Origin of the sequence: Hassallia byssoidea VB512170 (assembly GCF_000817785.2) — a bacterium.
Classification (GTDB): domain Bacteria; phylum Cyanobacteriota; class Cyanobacteriia; order Cyanobacteriales; family Nostocaceae; genus Hassallia; species Hassallia carrinoi.
In genome coordinates this window covers 1-13,436 of the sequence record NZ_JTCM02000148.1, presented here as the reverse complement: position 1 = coordinate 13,436, position 13,436 = coordinate 1, and the positions used below count along the sequence as shown (strand labels likewise).

The following is a 13,436-nucleotide window of genomic DNA, read 5'->3' as shown; positions in this document are numbered from 1 at the left end:
TACTAGATCCTCAACACCCCACGACCGGATCGGATGTTCGCGCTAGCGTCTCCGAAGGAGAAGGCTGTCAATGAGTGTCTATTGTTTGTGAAACCCCTTTCCCCCTCTTCCTTGATTACATACAGCGATACAATTGATAAGGCACTCCGATACGGTAATGCTGCGTAGAATCAATTGTGCAATTGAACCGAGACATTACTATCTGCGGTGGATAATCTCGTCGTTTTATTCCCGGTGCAATAACCCATAAATTCATTTTAGAAATTGCGGGTGCAGGTAGTTGAGAAAGTTGTTGCCAAACAGAAAGTTCTTGCGAGTTCTTAAAAAAAGCAAATTTATCTAACTTTTCGCTCTTGATAATCTTTCTAACTTTTTCCACTTCTAAAGCAAAACTTAAACCCAAAGCCACATCTTGATAATCTCTATATGCCATAACAACCATCAGCGGTACAGCAGCATTTTGGTTGATATGACGAGCAACTTGCTCTGGCTTGAAAGGCTTTTCAAATACTAAGTTAGAAACAACAAAACTCGAACTTAGAACACCAACCAGTAAAAAAATAAATATTTGTTTTTGAATTTTGAATTTTGAATTTTGAATTCTATCAAGGCTAGCTGCTATTAAAGCACAGAAACTCGGATAATAAACGAAATTGTAACGCGGAACAATAGTAATATCTTTATTCAATAAATAGACAATGGCAAAGAATTCTAACAACACCCAACCCGAAAAACTTAAAAGCGTTAATGTAGCTAAATGAGTTTTTGGTGTACCCCACAAAAGCCTTAAACCTAGAAAGATTTGCCGTCCTACCCAAATAGCAAACATCAACATTAACAAACCAGAGATAATTGCTATTGGTAAAGGCTGATTTTCAACAGGTAAACTAATCACCATCAACACCCAATTAATCAAAGTTTGATAAAAAGGAGCGATGTGTGCAGGAGAATTCAGCCAATCAGTTTCCGAACGATGAAAATGACTCAGCGTCACCATAAACCAAGGAATAAAGCTAATCGCAACAGCACTAAGAGATAGAATTAAGGCAAACCAGATTTGACGCTTAAGCTTGATAGACTTATCGTATAGGGGATAATATATAAGTAAAATTAACGTTGCTATCTGAGCGAGAAATGCCAAAACACAAAAGTAGTGTACATAAAGAGCTATAATATTAATAATTGCCCATCTGAACCAAACCCAAAATCTAACTTTTTGTTTTTGAAAGATGTCTTGTTGAATTTGCATTAACCCCAATAACCCTAAAGTGATCAAGAGCATGGGCAAAGTGTAATGTCGTGCTTCTTGGGATAGGTAAACAGCAAAAGGTGAGACTGCCATTACAGCTGCTGCCGTTAAAGCAGATGTTTTAGAAAAGGCGAGATTAACAGCATAAATTGCGGCGATCGCTCCCACACCAAATAAAGCCGGAAGCTCGCGCAATTTTTCCACCCACTCTTGCCCTAATGGACTCAGCCATCCCAGCCAAGCGTGCATAGAGCAAAAAAACAGCGGTGGATGCGTAGATTGTCGGGCAATATTTTCGGCAATTTCCGCACAGCTAACTTTCGGCTGAAAAGTAAAAATCTCCTGCACTCGCTCAAGCGGAAACACCACACCTAAAGGCAAATCATTATAACTTTTGCCCAAGCTGAAGATGGCAGTAATCACCTCATCCATCCACAACGGTTTTAAATCCAAATGCCAAAATCGCAAAATTGCGCCAAGAGCGATCGCGCCAATTAAAATTAGATAATGTATGCAAACACGTTTTTTCATTATTTAGCTATTAATAAAGATTGGGTAATGGGTAATGGGTAATGGGTAATGGGTAATAACTTTTCTCATTAGCAATTCCCAATTCCCAATTACCAATTCCCAATTACCAATTCCCAATTACCAATTCCCCCTTTGATGTCAGACACTAATTTTACCGATCCGGTGCCTCACGAATCTGAAAAAGAAATATCTCCGCAATCAGCTTCTTCGGTGCGGGAAACCGCTGTAGCACTTATCCGCAACAGTTTGCGACTAGGACAACAACAAATGGCTGACTGGCGTTTTGGTCCTTTAGCTGTTTCCGCAGTTCCCGGTGCTGGAAAATCCACAGGTATGGCAGCGACTGCGGCGATCGCGATCGCTCGTCAATATGAATCTGCCAATCGCATAAAAGCGCGTCGTCAACTAATTGTAGTCACCTTTACTCGCTCTGCGGCTGCCAATATTAAAGCGAAAATTCGCGAATATTTAAGAGACAATTTATCTCTACCTCAAACAGGTTTCACTGTCTATACCTTGCACGGTTTGGCATTAAACATCGCCAGTCGTCATGCCGATTTATCCGGTTTGCAGTTAGAAAATGTCACATTAATTACACCAAGCCAAAGTCACCGTTTTATACGTACCGCCGTCGAACAATGGATTGCCAATAATTCTGACCGTTATTACCGATTGTTGGAAGGTCATCAATTTGACGGGGAAGAAACAGAAAGATTGCGTCGTCAATCAGTGCTGCGAACCGAAGTATTGCCAGAATTGGCGCTGACAGTGATTCACGAAGCAAAAAGTTCCGGTATATCCCCAGAACAGTTGCGCGAGTGGAGTAAACAAACCACAGATGAATACGCTATTTTGAGCGTAGCCGCCGGATTATATGAACAATATCAGAATTTAATGCGATCGCGTGACTTCATCGACTACGACGACATGATTTTAGCCGCCTTGCGCGTCTTAGAAAACGACAGCGCCAGACGAATCGAGCAAAACCAAGTTTTCGCCGTCTTTGAAGACGAAGCTCAAGATTCCAGCCCCTTACAGACGAAGCTTTTAGAAATTTTGGCAAGCGACGCGGAAGTGGAAGGACAAGGGGGACAAGGGGGACAAGGAGGACAAGGGGGACGACTTGGAAAAATTTCTCCCTTGTCTCCCCCCTCTCCCTTGTCTCCCTTGTCTCCCCCCTCTCCCTCATCTCCCCCCTCTCCCTTGTCTCCCTCATCCTTAATCAACTTAGTGCGTGTCGGCGATCCTAACCAAGCGATTAACTCTAGCTTTACCCCAGCCGATCCAATTTATTTTCGGCAATTTTGCGAAGAGTGCAAAGCGCAAGACAGACTAGTGACAATGTATCAGGCTGGTCGCAGTACTGAAATTATCATCGAAGCGGCAAACTTTGCTTTGGAATGGGTGAATGGTCTTTATAAAAAGGATTCAATTAAAAATGGTGCAAATAATCGTATTTCCACAACTCCATTTAGACCGCAAACAATTTACCCGGTTGAACCGAATCATCGCCAAGATGATGTTAATCCACAACCAATCGGTACGGGATTAGAACTTTACACCCCACGCGATATTCATCACACCGTCGAGTTACTTTCTCAAAGGGTAATTGAGTTATTTGCCGAAGATCCAACGAATACCCATGCGGCAGTGTTAGTCCGGGAAAATCGCCAAGGACGCTGGTTAGCTGAAGCGCTTGCCCCTGTGTGCAAAGAGCATAAAATTGTACTTTACGATGTGGGGGAACGCGATCGCCATTCTCATGTCCCAGAAGATATTTTGGCAATACTGCAATTTTGCGATCGCCCGCATTCCCCCGATTACCTGAAAGCTGCCTTAGAAGTCTTGGTACAGCGTCAGTTAGTCCCCACACAAGACCTTAACGCCCTCGCGAGTCTTCCCGAAGAATTTCTCTATCCGGGTCCGTTGGCATCACCGCAAACAGAATCGGTGCAAAAAGCCTGCCGCTTGTGTCGCAGTTTACTTCGCGCTCGCTTAGAACTGCCTTTATATCAGCTAATTTCCTTCATCGCTTTGGTGTTAAATTACGACCAAGCCGAACTTGCGACAGCAGACAAACTTGCAGAAAGGGTAAATCGGCAAATAGCTGGTAATAGTTCAATGGGGACGATGCTGGCAGCTTTAAGTGAAATCGTCAGTTCCGAACGATTTGAACCAGTGGAAACCGAAGATGTAGAAGCGCGTTACACCCGTCGCGGTCAACTTACCATCATCACCATGCACAAAGCAAAAGGACTAGATTGGGACTTTGTTTTTCTGCCCTTTTTGCACGAAAACTTAATTCCCGGTAGATTTTGGGTTCCTCCCCAAAGGCAGTTTTTAGGCGATTTTACTTTATCAGAAGTTGCTCGCGCCCAAATTCGCGCCGCCCTCCACGGTGAAGAAAGCATACCCAGCACCACCGCTGCTTGGGAACAGGCAAAACACCTGAAAACTGCTGAAGAATACCGTTTATTATATGTCGCCATGACGCGGGCAAAGCGTTTGTTGTGGATGTCTGCCGCCCAAAAAGCGCCATTTACTTGGAGTAAACCGGATAATTTACAACAACAAGCTGCATGTCCGGTTTTTCCAGCGTTAAAGCAGCAGTTTCCCGGATGTGTGATGATGACAACAGTGTTCAAATAAGTAGAGACGTTTCAGTGGAACGTCTCTACGAGAGTTTTGTCAAGCCCAAAAATGCATAAGTTAAGTAAAGTTACGCTTATTAAGAATTACAGCGAGATTCGTTGATATCTTCCTTAAAGATGATATGTTATATCTGCAACATATACCACTTTTGATAGATGTAGAAACCGCATAAAAGGAGCAGTTATGAAATTAAGCACCGATAGAGAATACTTGTACTTTCTGCCAAACGCCAGTTTAACGCTGAGACTGATTCAACACCTCCACGCTAAACCGGAAATACCCGTTTTCTGTGTCACGATAATTCATGAGATTGATGGCTGGTTAGTGCGAATCAAGCTAAATAGTCAGATTACGCCTTTGGAATCTGGAAACCTTCGAGCTTTTTTAAATGAATTAGGCATTAGCTACGAGCCGCAAAAGCGTTTGCAGATGGCACTTCTAAGTTTAGAATCTGGGCAGTGTCCTGTAAAAACGATGCGTCGCTACCAAATATCGATTGTCTCTCACGGTAGCCCTAATAAAGAGGAAATTGAGGCGTTTCGGGAGCAGTTTGTCAAAAAATTAGGCTATTGCCCGCAAACTCTGGTGTAAACCAATCGATTTTTGATTTATTTCACCTGGCAAAAAAATTATAGGTTTGTGCGGTATTATTTGCATCATACTTAAGATATAGATTTTTTTGACTTGGGAAGAAAATTTGTAGATTTCTTTGGCGTTGACGCAAGGTGTTTAAGACAAGCGAACGCTCTCAATTTCACGTACACTGTTACAATTTATGAATCAAGCTGGCGGTAACGACTTGCTCGACTGTTATCGCTAGTTCTGGGAAAGTCTGTGAGATAATGCGCTCAGACTCCTTATATTGTTGAACTTGATATTCTCCGTCAATTAACTGGTAAACAAAAACCGAGGGAACTTTGGGATTACCAAGATAATTGCGGGAGGCGATCGCTAGATAATCAACAATCCAATACTCAGCAATACCCAGCCGTTGATACTCGTCTAACTTGTCAACGTAATCATCTTCCCAATTAGTTGATACCACTTCTACGGCAAGTTGTATCGGTTCAGTTAAAGCACCATATGCTAATACATTTTCATTCCACACAGAAGCAAGAACTACACCCACATCAGGGTTTCTACCTTGTTCTCTCCCCTGAGCAGTTTTAGTTCTAAAGACTATATCCTTGTCAACAATGTAATCTAGTTCTAAGCGTCTAATTTCATCATTGAAACTAAACATTAAAAATCGTGCTACATTTTTATGCGCTCTAGTCGCTTCCACCTGAACAATCTCGCCATTCACAAGTTCAAAAATACCATAGCCATCTGGATACTGAGCGAGAAATTCCTCAAAAGTCAGCTTCTTGGTGGTTAGCATAAAATCTCCGCGCTTTGATAATTCGTTCAATTTATTTCTTTTAGCTTATAATTAGGGATCGTGTCGAATTAAGTTAGTTTATGCCCAAACTAAAAACCCGTAAAGCAGCGGCGAAACGATTCCGCGTTACCGCTACAGGTAAAATTATGCGTCGCAAAGCCTTTAAGAATCACCTTCTACAGCACAAAACTGCTAACAAAAAGCAGAAATTGTCGAAGATGGCAGTTGTAGACGAACGCGATGCTGAAAATGTACGCTTAATGCTTCCCTATTTGTAAATTAATCCCAAATTAAACAATGACAAGAGTAAAACGCGGTAACGTTGCTCGTAAACGCCGCAAAAAAATTCTCAAACTAGCCAAAGGCTTTCGCGGTTCTCACTCAACTTTGTTTAGAACCGCTAATCAACAAGTGATGAAAGCGCTGCGGAGTGCTTATCGCGATCGCAAAAACCGCAAACGCGATTTTCGTCGTCTGTGGATCACCCGCATTAACGCTGCCGCACGCCTACACGGTATGAGTTACAGTCAGTTGATGGGCAATCTCAAAAAAGCCAACATCGAACTCAATCGCAAAATGTTAGCGCAAATGGCAGTCCTCGATCCGGCAGGTTTCAGCAAAGTTGCTGAATTAGCCAGCCAAGCAAAGGGATAAAGATGCAACGGATGAATAACGGATGTAACAGATGGAAAGCAATTACTCGGTTACATCTGGTATTATCCGCTACTTTAATTGTTTTATTGCTCTTTTGTTTTGCAGACAGCCAATTAACTGCAAATGCGGCAGAAATGCCAGAAATTCAGCAGCGCGGGTACTTAAAAATAGCCGTAAAAAATAATTTACGTCCGCTAGGATTTACTGATGTCAGCGGCAAACTGCAAGGTTTAGAAATTGATTTAGCGAAAGCCTTAGCGCAAGACTTATTAGGCAAAGAAAACGTAGTTAAGTTTAAACCTACAAGCAATCGCGATCGCATGACTGTAGTTTTAAATAATCAAGTTGATCTGACTATAGCTAGAGTCACAGCAACTGAATCACGCTCTCGTTTAGTTAGCTTTAGTGTTCCCTACTATTTTGATGGGACTGTATTACTTACCAAAGATGCTTCAGCGCAACGGCTTGCGGATTTTGCCAGACGGAAAATAGCCGTTTTGAAAAAGTCTAGCACGATTGCGGAAGTTAAATATTATATACCAAATGCTGAATTAGTGGGAGTGAATTCTTACGAAGAAGCGCGATCGCTTTTAGAAAAGAATACCGCAGATGCTTTTGCCGCAGATGCAAGCGTCCTCAGCGGTTGGGTGCAACAATATAGCGGTTATCGCTTACTTTCAACCAAACTATCAACACAACCCTTATCGGTAGTAATGCCCAAGGGATTGCAGTACGATGAATTGCGACAGCGAGTAAATGAAGCGATCGCTCGTTACATAGCTAATGGTTGGCTTACTGAACGCGTAAAATACTGGGGATTACCTCAATCTGAATTAAGAGTTAGGAGTTAGGAGTTAGGAGTTAGGAGTTATGAGTTAGGAGTCACCTCTTGTCCTCCTTGTCCCCACGCCCGTCGCCCACGCCCGTCGCCCTTGTCCCCAATCCCCAGTCCCTAATTTTAATAAAAACAATGGATAACAATCTAGCGGTTATTTATCTCTCAATTTTCGTTGTGTTGCTCGGCTTTACAGTCGTGAGCATTTTTCGGCAAGTTTTCAAAACTCGCAGGCTGGAAAGCTCAATGTCACGCTTGCGGAAAAAACTGAGTACATCCAAGGGTACGACTCAAGAATATTATGAGTTAGCGAGTATTTATTCGGAAAAGAAAGTGTTTTCTCAGGCGATCGCTCTGTTTCAAAAAGCCCTTAAAGCTGCTGAAGAAGAGGGAGAAGAAAATACCGCCCCGATTTATAATGGACTGGGGTATACTTACTTCGCACAAGAGCAGTATGATTTAGCGATTCGTCAATACAAAGAAGCGCTTAAATCTAAACCTGAGTATGTAACAGCTATGAATAATCTCGCTCATGCGTACGAGAAAAAGAATTTAAATGCTCAAGCTCTAGAAATGTACGAACAAGCACTGAAAATTGATGCAAATAATGCTACGGCAAAACGCCGCGCTCAATCTTTGCGACGCCTGGTTTCTGCGTAATTAGGGACTGGGGACTAGGGAATGGAAAAGAATCTTACCCATATTTCTTAATTCCTAGCCCCTAGCCCCTAATCCCCAGTCTTTATTTATATGAAATTTTCTAAATAATTAAGATTTATATAACTTTGACAACACAAATGTTGTTTAAATATGAAGCTGAATGCCAATCAGTAACAAGGTTTGAGCGATCGCCATTTGTGTAAAGTCCTGTAAGCGTCTATTCCCTAAGAACTGCAACATTTGAGAGAATCAGAGACGATTTAACAATCAAGCACTTATTGTCCATGTCGGTTTCAATTAAAGGGAGAACACAGTAATGAAATTGGCTTACTGGATGTATGCTGGTCCTGCCCACATTGGCACACTGCGGGTTGCCAGTTCTTTTAAAAACGTTCATGCGATCATGCACGCTCCACTGGGCGATGACTATTTTAACGTTATGCGTTCGATGCTAGAGCGCGAGCGTAACTTCACTCCGGTGACAACCAGCGTCGTAGATCGCAACGTTTTAGCGCGGGGTTCTCAAGAAAAAGTGGTAGATAACATCACCCGCAAAGATGCTGAGGAACACCCCGATTTGATTGTGTTAACTCCTACCTGCACCTCTAGTATTCTCCAAGAAGATTTACACAACTTTGTGGAGCGATCGCAGTTAGAAGCTTCATGTGATGTCATGCTAGCGGATGTGAATCACTACCGCTTCAACGAACTGCAAGCTGCCGATCGCACTTTGCAACAAATCGTTCAATACTATATTGAGAAAGCTCGCAAAAAAGGCGAACTTCCAGAAGGAAAAACCGAAAAACCCTCTGTTAACATCATCGGTTCTTCTACCCTTGGTTTCCACAACCAGCACGACTGCACCGAACTTAAGCGGTTGATGGCTGATTTAGGAATCGAGGTAAATACCGTCATTCCCGAAGGCGCTTCGGTGTACGATATTAAAAAGATGCCCCGCGCCTGGTTTAACCTCGCACCTTACCGCGAACTCGGTTTAATGGCGGCTAGCTACCTTGAAGCTGAATTCGGCATTCCTTGCGTAGACATTACGCCAATGGGTGTAGTAGAAAGTGCTAGATGTATCCGTAAAATTCAGCAGGTGATAAACGCTCAAGGCGCTGATGTAGATTACGAAGAGTTCATCAACGAGCAAACTTTGCATGTATCGCAGGCTGCATGGTTCTCGCGTTCGATTGACTGTCAGAACTTGACTGGTAAGAAAGCAGTAGTGTTTGGTGATAATACCCACGCTGCGGCGATGACCAAGATTTTAGCACGGGAGATGGGAATTCATGTAGTATGGGCGGGAACCTACTGCAAATATGATGCTGACTGGTTCCGCGAACAGGTGAGCGAGTATTGCGACGAAGTGCTGATTACTGAAGATCATGGCGCAATTGGAGACGCGATCGCTCGTGTTGAACCTTCAGCCATTTTCGGTACGCAAATGGAACGTCACGTAGGTAAACGTTTGGATATTCCTTGTGGTGTAATTGCTGCACCGATCCACATTCAAAACTTCCCCCTTGGTTACAAACCATTCATGGGTTATGAAGGGACAAATCAAATTGCAGATTTGGTGTACAATTCCTTTACTTTGGGAATGGAAGATCATCTATTAGAAATCTTTGGCGGACATGACACCAAAGAAGTGATTACCAAAGGAATTTCTGCGGAATCAGATTTGAACTGGACAAAAGATGGTTTGGCAGAATTGAATAAGATTCCTGGATTTGTGCGGGGGAAAGTGAAGCGAAATACCGAGAAATTTGCACGCGATCGCGGTTTTAAAGATATCAACGTAGAAGTACTGTACGCCGCGAAGGAATCAGTCGGAGCGTAAGTTAGAATTCAACTATCAGCCATAAACTGATAGCTTCGGTTTCATAAAAGAGTGTTCTTTGAAAGAACACTCTTCCTGTTATTCTTTATTAAATAACTTTTTTTGTATAAAATAATTTAATAAAAATGGCATATATATGAGCAGCAACCCACCACCCAGCGGTTCTAATCAAAATAGACTGTACACCAGATTTATAACTATCCTAAAAATAATTCAGTTTCTCGGCTTCTTCCTTACAGCTCTTTTTTTGATAGTATTTTTTTCATTTTTTCGTCAGAATTTAACAATCGGTGGAGGTTTTGGAATAGTATTTTTAGGATATTTAATTTATGGGGTGATTACTTGTATTTCTATATATGTTTTTACAGGAGTGTTGATAGCAATCATCGACCTTCTAAGTCGTATAGAACGGAATACAAGACCTTAATAATAGATATATAGATTTTTGTAAAGATAATCTGCTATTTTCACTTCATCAGCGGTATTTGTGCTAAGTAGTGCGATCGCTTAACCGAAGTCACTATACCACTTCGCTGACTGTTTATAATCATTGCAGTAGTTGGACAAACATAAAAATGAATAAACCTGTATCTTTTCAAGCTGTAATTGAATATGTTGAGGAACTATCGGAAGAAGAACAAAACTTGTTAATTGATCTGATTCAAAAGAGACGCATTGAAAAGCGACGTATGGAAATTGCCAAAAACGCCACAGACACATTAACAGCGCTGCGAACAGGTACAGCAAAGCGTGGTTCGCTTACTGACCTGAAAGCTGATTTATTGGCAGAAGATGAATGAAAACTCTGGTTTGGGACAAAAGTTTTAAGCGGGCTTTTAAGCGTACTGTTCGCAAAAACCCCAAGCTAGAAGAAAAAATTTTTGCTGCGTTGGAATTGTTAGCGAATGAGCCGTTTGCTCAATCCTTGAAAGCGCATAAATTGCAGGGACAATTAGAGGGATTATGGGCATGTTCCGTTGAGTATGATTGCCGAATTATTTATAATTTTGAGCAGGATAGCGAGACGAAGGAAGAATTAATTGTATTGATTGATATTGGTACACATGATGAAGTGTATTGAATAGCATAGATGATTTATGTTGATGCCAGGTTTTTATGTCCAAAAAAATTAAGCTAATGGTAGATTATGGGTGTGACCCCTTGTGGTGGGAAGAACCCTCGGAAGTAGGTGATATAGACCCAGCAAGTTTACCTCTGAGTGAGGATACTATCGAACGCTTGCATAGGTGGGCAAAGGCTTACGATACTACTTTAAATTGGGCTGATCCTGCTGACTCACTTTTTTTCGAGAGTGCAGATGCTGAAGCGGCTTTTGAGTCAGAAGGAATCAGCCTGTGGAAGCAATTGCAAAAAGAACTTGCCCCCTGCGCCAGGACGGTTGTCCATTCTTGTCAAGGATTTACCCAACCCCTAACTATGAAGTTGTCTATTTTAGCGCGATCGCCTAGGCAAAGTTTTAACTCACGAGAGCGAATTGTCAGTTTTACGCGCTCAAAGCGTGCTAATTTCAACAAAAGCATTATTGCTTTCCCCTCAGTGATAGGCTTTTGTCTGGGGTTTGGATGAGTCAGAAGTCATGCGATCGCATTACTTTGGTTGCACCAACTGCGCTACATCCTCTCCTAATCGCGTAAAATCATTTGCGTTAAGAGTCAGCAACACATCTACAAAGGCACATACAGAGTCACCTGTAACAATGAAGCCAAGCGGCAAGCGATCCAATCGTTCAAAGTGGCGGATTCGGTTTTGAGGGATACGATATCCGAGTATGGGAGAAAGCGGTTCGGCAACTCGGATTGCCTCATAGATGCTGGGGTCTACCAAGTCACGTGCCCACTGAAGAAAGCCTGCTTCGTCAGTCGGTGGATAGTTGCCAGCATAGCCACCCAATGTCACGTGCCAACGATTATCCTCAATTGGCGATATCACACAGTACGCGGGTTGTGGGGCGGACGACCGTTGATAATAATGCTTTGCCACTGACCTGGAAAGTCAGCAGGTTTGGCGTAGAAGCGTGAAGCGTAGCCTATTCCAGAATTAATAGTTTCTTCTTCTGGTGCTTCGTAGCCCAAGTCAACCAGCCATTGAGGTGAGTGCGAGCGGCGACCGCTAGCATCCACAACGAGATCCGCCTGTAGCTCTTCAACGCCGATGTCTGCATTGCGGCTGTGCAGGCGAACACCGTTTACCCTAGTCAAATCTTGCGTAGACAGCAAGCCTGTTACTTCACAATTGCTGAGGAAGCGCACCTTAGTCTGCGCCTCTAAACGATGGCGGACGTGCCACTCAAGCTTGAACCGACTAAACCTTAAAAACTCGCTTTCCAGCTTCTGCATCGGTAGCATCCCAGCAACAGTAACTACTGCTACTGGAACAACTCCGTAGGTAGATAGCGCTCCGCTAGCGCGCATCTCATCCATGATGCCTGGAAACAGATCATCGATAATCTTTTGTCCGCGTGGTAAAAGCGTGTGTGCGTGATGAGATTGGGGTACACCCCGACGATGGTCTGGCAAGTTGGGAAAGGTATCGCGGTCAATGATAGTTACGCGATCAAAGTAGTCTGTGAGGACGCGGGCAACTAGGAGTCCCGCCATACTACCACCAATGACTACAGCTTCGCGTAGACCCGCTCTTCGCTCGCCTGTGGCATCGCTTGCTGGTGCAATATCCAATGTCTCTTTTAATATATGACAATACTTACATATGGAACTATTTAAGAGTCTATGTTAATCTTCTCCATATGTAAACTATGTCATATGCTATTACTGACATAAAAAAATGACTTCAATTCTTGGCTATGCGCTACTAGGTTTACTGGCACGCGAACCGTGTTCTGGATACGATCTGTCACGAAAAATGCAGAAACCCATTAGCTTCTTCTGGCGTGCTAGGCACAGTCAAATTTATCCGGAGTTGGCAAAACTCGAAGCGCAGAGTTTGGTCACTTACACAGTAGTAGAGCAGCAAGACCAGCCTGATAAAAAGGTTTATACTATTACATCAGCAGGCGAAGATGCGTTGCGTAAGTGGGTGTCCACACCAATGGATGTATCAATGCTTCGTGATGAGCTTATTCTTCGTGCTTATTCTCTGTGGCTAGCCTCACCAGATGAAGCGCGGCAACTCTTTCTCACTCACGCGCAGCTACATAGTGAGCAACTCAATATGTATGAGGCAGTCTTGCAGGAAATGCTTGCCGAATCTCACATACAGCAAGTTGACTCGCCGCAGTTTGGTTCATATGCTGTTCTAATGCTAGGTATTGGCTACGAGCGGATGTACAGTGAGTGGTGTTACTGGGTCGCCCAGCAGCTTGAGCATGGGGTAACCAAGTAGCGAAAACTCTTAGTCAAATTTGATGTAGTGCTTATTTCAAACGAAAGAACTAAAAGTACAGTGTAGTAACAAGTGACATTACGAAGCTGATTTATATTAAGGTGCGATCGCTTTGCCTTCAAGCAAACGCAGAATTTTTCGCTTGCCCTATGACCGATTCCCAACACCCCTACGCTAAAACGCCGACATTACCGGACAGCCTTGTATTAAAGATCCTCAAAACTCCACGACTATTTCAGCTATATGGCTGTCCGGTTTTGTCTGATTTTTT

15 protein-coding genes are annotated in these 13,436 nt (G+C 42.9%); 11 read left to right on the top strand and 4 right to left on the bottom strand.

The window, feature by feature from the left end; all coding sequences use genetic code 11:
* Positions 1-115 precede the first annotated feature (115 nt).
* Positions 116-1,780 (bottom strand): glycosyltransferase family 39 protein, encoded by a 1,665-nt coding sequence (locus PI95_RS32200; RefSeq protein ID WP_163519387.1) that lies wholly within the window; start codon positions 1,778-1,780, stop codon positions 116-118.
* Positions 1,781-1,915: 135 nt separating this feature from the next.
* On the opposite strand from PI95_RS32200, the gene PI95_RS32195 reads away from it, so the two are divergent.
* Together PI95_RS32195 and PI95_RS32190 are read left to right on the top strand one after the other, a co-directional pair.
* Positions 1,916-4,429 carry an ATP-dependent helicase gene (locus PI95_RS32195; RefSeq protein WP_039752911.1) on the top strand — a complete coding sequence of 838 codons (2,514 nt, stop codon included), beginning with the start codon at positions 1,916-1,918 and terminating at the stop codon, positions 4,427-4,429.
* A 186-nt stretch (positions 4,430-4,615) separates the two neighbouring features.
* Complete coding sequence (locus PI95_RS32190) at positions 4,616-5,023, top strand: hypothetical protein (protein ID WP_039752912.1); 408 nt, start codon at positions 4,616-4,618, stop codon at positions 5,021-5,023.
* 175 nt (positions 5,024-5,198) lie between these two features.
* Here the strand turns inward: PI95_RS32190 and PI95_RS32185 are convergent, their stop codons facing one another.
* On the bottom strand, positions 5,199-5,813 hold the full coding sequence (locus tag PI95_RS32185) for a Uma2 family endonuclease (RefSeq protein ID WP_039754035.1): 615 nt from the start codon (positions 5,811-5,813) through the stop codon (positions 5,199-5,201).
* A gap of 80 nt (positions 5,814-5,893) precedes the next feature.
* On the opposite strand from PI95_RS32185, the gene rpmI reads away from it, so the two are divergent.
* The 8 genes from rpmI to PI95_RS32145 all read left to right on the top strand — a co-directional run bounded on the left by rpmI (position 5,894) and on the right by PI95_RS32145 (position 11,392).
* The gene (gene rpmI / locus PI95_RS32180; RefSeq protein ID WP_039752913.1) at positions 5,894-6,091 is read left to right on the top strand and encodes a 50S ribosomal protein L35; all 198 of its coding nucleotides are present in this window, start codon (positions 5,894-5,896) and stop codon (positions 6,089-6,091) included.
* Positions 6,092-6,110: 19 nt separating this feature from the next.
* A complete protein-coding gene (gene rplT / locus PI95_RS32175) occupies positions 6,111-6,467 on the top strand; it encodes a 50S ribosomal protein L20 (protein ID WP_039752914.1) in 357 nt (118 codons plus the stop codon).
* Between the two features lie 11 nt (positions 6,468-6,478).
* Positions 6,479-7,318 (top strand): transporter substrate-binding domain-containing protein, encoded by an 840-nt coding sequence (locus tag PI95_RS32170; protein ID WP_039754036.1) that lies wholly within the window; start codon positions 6,479-6,481, stop codon positions 7,316-7,318.
* Positions 7,319-7,437: 119 nt separating this feature from the next.
* Positions 7,438-7,962, top strand: a complete 525-nt coding sequence (locus PI95_RS32165) for a tetratricopeptide repeat protein (protein ID WP_039752915.1) — start codon at positions 7,438-7,440, stop codon at positions 7,960-7,962.
* Between the two features lie 316 nt (positions 7,963-8,278).
* Positions 8,279-9,805: a ferredoxin:protochlorophyllide reductase (ATP-dependent) subunit B gene (gene bchB, locus PI95_RS32160; protein ID WP_039752916.1), complete on the top strand. Its 1,527-nt coding sequence runs from the start codon at positions 8,279-8,281 to the stop codon at positions 9,803-9,805.
* A gap of 575 nt (positions 9,806-10,380) precedes the next feature.
* Positions 10,381-10,605, top strand: a complete 225-nt coding sequence (locus PI95_RS32155; protein WP_039752917.1) for a hypothetical protein — start codon at positions 10,381-10,383, stop codon at positions 10,603-10,605.
* Positions 10,602-10,886 carry a type II toxin-antitoxin system RelE/ParE family toxin gene (locus PI95_RS32150; protein WP_039752918.1) on the top strand — a complete coding sequence of 95 codons (285 nt, stop codon included), beginning with the start codon at positions 10,602-10,604 and terminating at the stop codon, positions 10,884-10,886. Before PI95_RS32155 ends, PI95_RS32150 begins: the two co-directional genes overlap by 4 nt.
* Before the next feature lie 35 nt (positions 10,887-10,921).
* Positions 10,922-11,392 (top strand): immunity protein CdiI family protein, encoded by a 471-nt coding sequence (locus PI95_RS32145; RefSeq protein ID WP_236117287.1) that lies wholly within the window; start codon positions 10,922-10,924, stop codon positions 11,390-11,392.
* Positions 11,393-11,413: 21 nt separating this feature from the next.
* Here PI95_RS32145 and PI95_RS32140 read toward each other — a convergent pair whose 3' ends face one another.
* Both PI95_RS32140 and PI95_RS32135 read right to left on the bottom strand, forming a co-directional pair.
* Complete coding sequence (locus tag PI95_RS32140) at positions 11,414-11,755, bottom strand: hypothetical protein (RefSeq protein ID WP_052325772.1); 342 nt, start codon at positions 11,753-11,755, stop codon at positions 11,414-11,416.
* Complete coding sequence (locus tag PI95_RS32135) at positions 11,752-12,501, bottom strand: FAD-dependent oxidoreductase (protein ID WP_052325773.1); 750 nt, start codon at positions 12,499-12,501, stop codon at positions 11,752-11,754. Before PI95_RS32135 ends, PI95_RS32140 begins: the two co-directional genes overlap by 4 nt.
* A gap of 106 nt (positions 12,502-12,607) precedes the next feature.
* On the opposite strand from PI95_RS32135, the gene PI95_RS32130 reads away from it, so the two are divergent.
* Entirely contained in the window at positions 12,608-13,165 is a 558-nt protein-coding gene (locus PI95_RS32130) for a PadR family transcriptional regulator (RefSeq protein WP_039752919.1), read from the top strand.
* Positions 13,166-13,436: the final 271 nt, after the last annotated feature.

Excerpts from the sequence above, each read along its gene's own strand:
- PI95_RS32195 (WP_039752911.1), top strand. The coding sequence starts at position 1,916 with ATGTCAGACACTAATTTTACCGATCCGGTGCCTCACGAATCTGAAAAA.
- PI95_RS32145 (WP_236117287.1), top strand. The coding sequence starts at position 10,922 with ATGTCCAAAAAAATTAAGCTAATGGTAGATTATGGGTGTGACCCCTTG.
- PI95_RS32200 (WP_163519387.1), bottom strand. The coding sequence starts at position 1,780 with ATGAAAAAACGTGTTTGCATACATTATCTAATTTTAATTGGCGCGATC.
- rpmI (WP_039752913.1), top strand. The coding sequence starts at position 5,894 with ATGCCCAAACTAAAAACCCGTAAAGCAGCGGCGAAACGATTCCGCGTT.
- PI95_RS32190 (WP_039752912.1), top strand. The coding sequence starts at position 4,616 with ATGAAATTAAGCACCGATAGAGAATACTTGTACTTTCTGCCAAACGCC.
- PI95_RS32185 (WP_039754035.1), bottom strand. The coding sequence starts at position 5,813 with ATGCTAACCACCAAGAAGCTGACTTTTGAGGAATTTCTCGCTCAGTAT.
- rplT (WP_039752914.1), top strand. The coding sequence starts at position 6,111 with ATGACAAGAGTAAAACGCGGTAACGTTGCTCGTAAACGCCGCAAAAAA.
- PI95_RS32165 (WP_039752915.1), top strand. The coding sequence starts at position 7,438 with ATGGATAACAATCTAGCGGTTATTTATCTCTCAATTTTCGTTGTGTTG.
- PI95_RS32170 (WP_039754036.1), top strand. The coding sequence starts at position 6,479 with ATGAATAACGGATGTAACAGATGGAAAGCAATTACTCGGTTACATCTG.
- PI95_RS32155 (WP_039752917.1), top strand. The coding sequence starts at position 10,381 with ATGAATAAACCTGTATCTTTTCAAGCTGTAATTGAATATGTTGAGGAA.
- PI95_RS32130 (WP_039752919.1), top strand. The coding sequence starts at position 12,608 with ATGACTTCAATTCTTGGCTATGCGCTACTAGGTTTACTGGCACGCGAA.
- bchB (WP_039752916.1), top strand. The coding sequence starts at position 8,279 with ATGAAATTGGCTTACTGGATGTATGCTGGTCCTGCCCACATTGGCACA.
- PI95_RS32150 (WP_039752918.1), top strand. The coding sequence starts at position 10,602 with ATGAAAACTCTGGTTTGGGACAAAAGTTTTAAGCGGGCTTTTAAGCGT.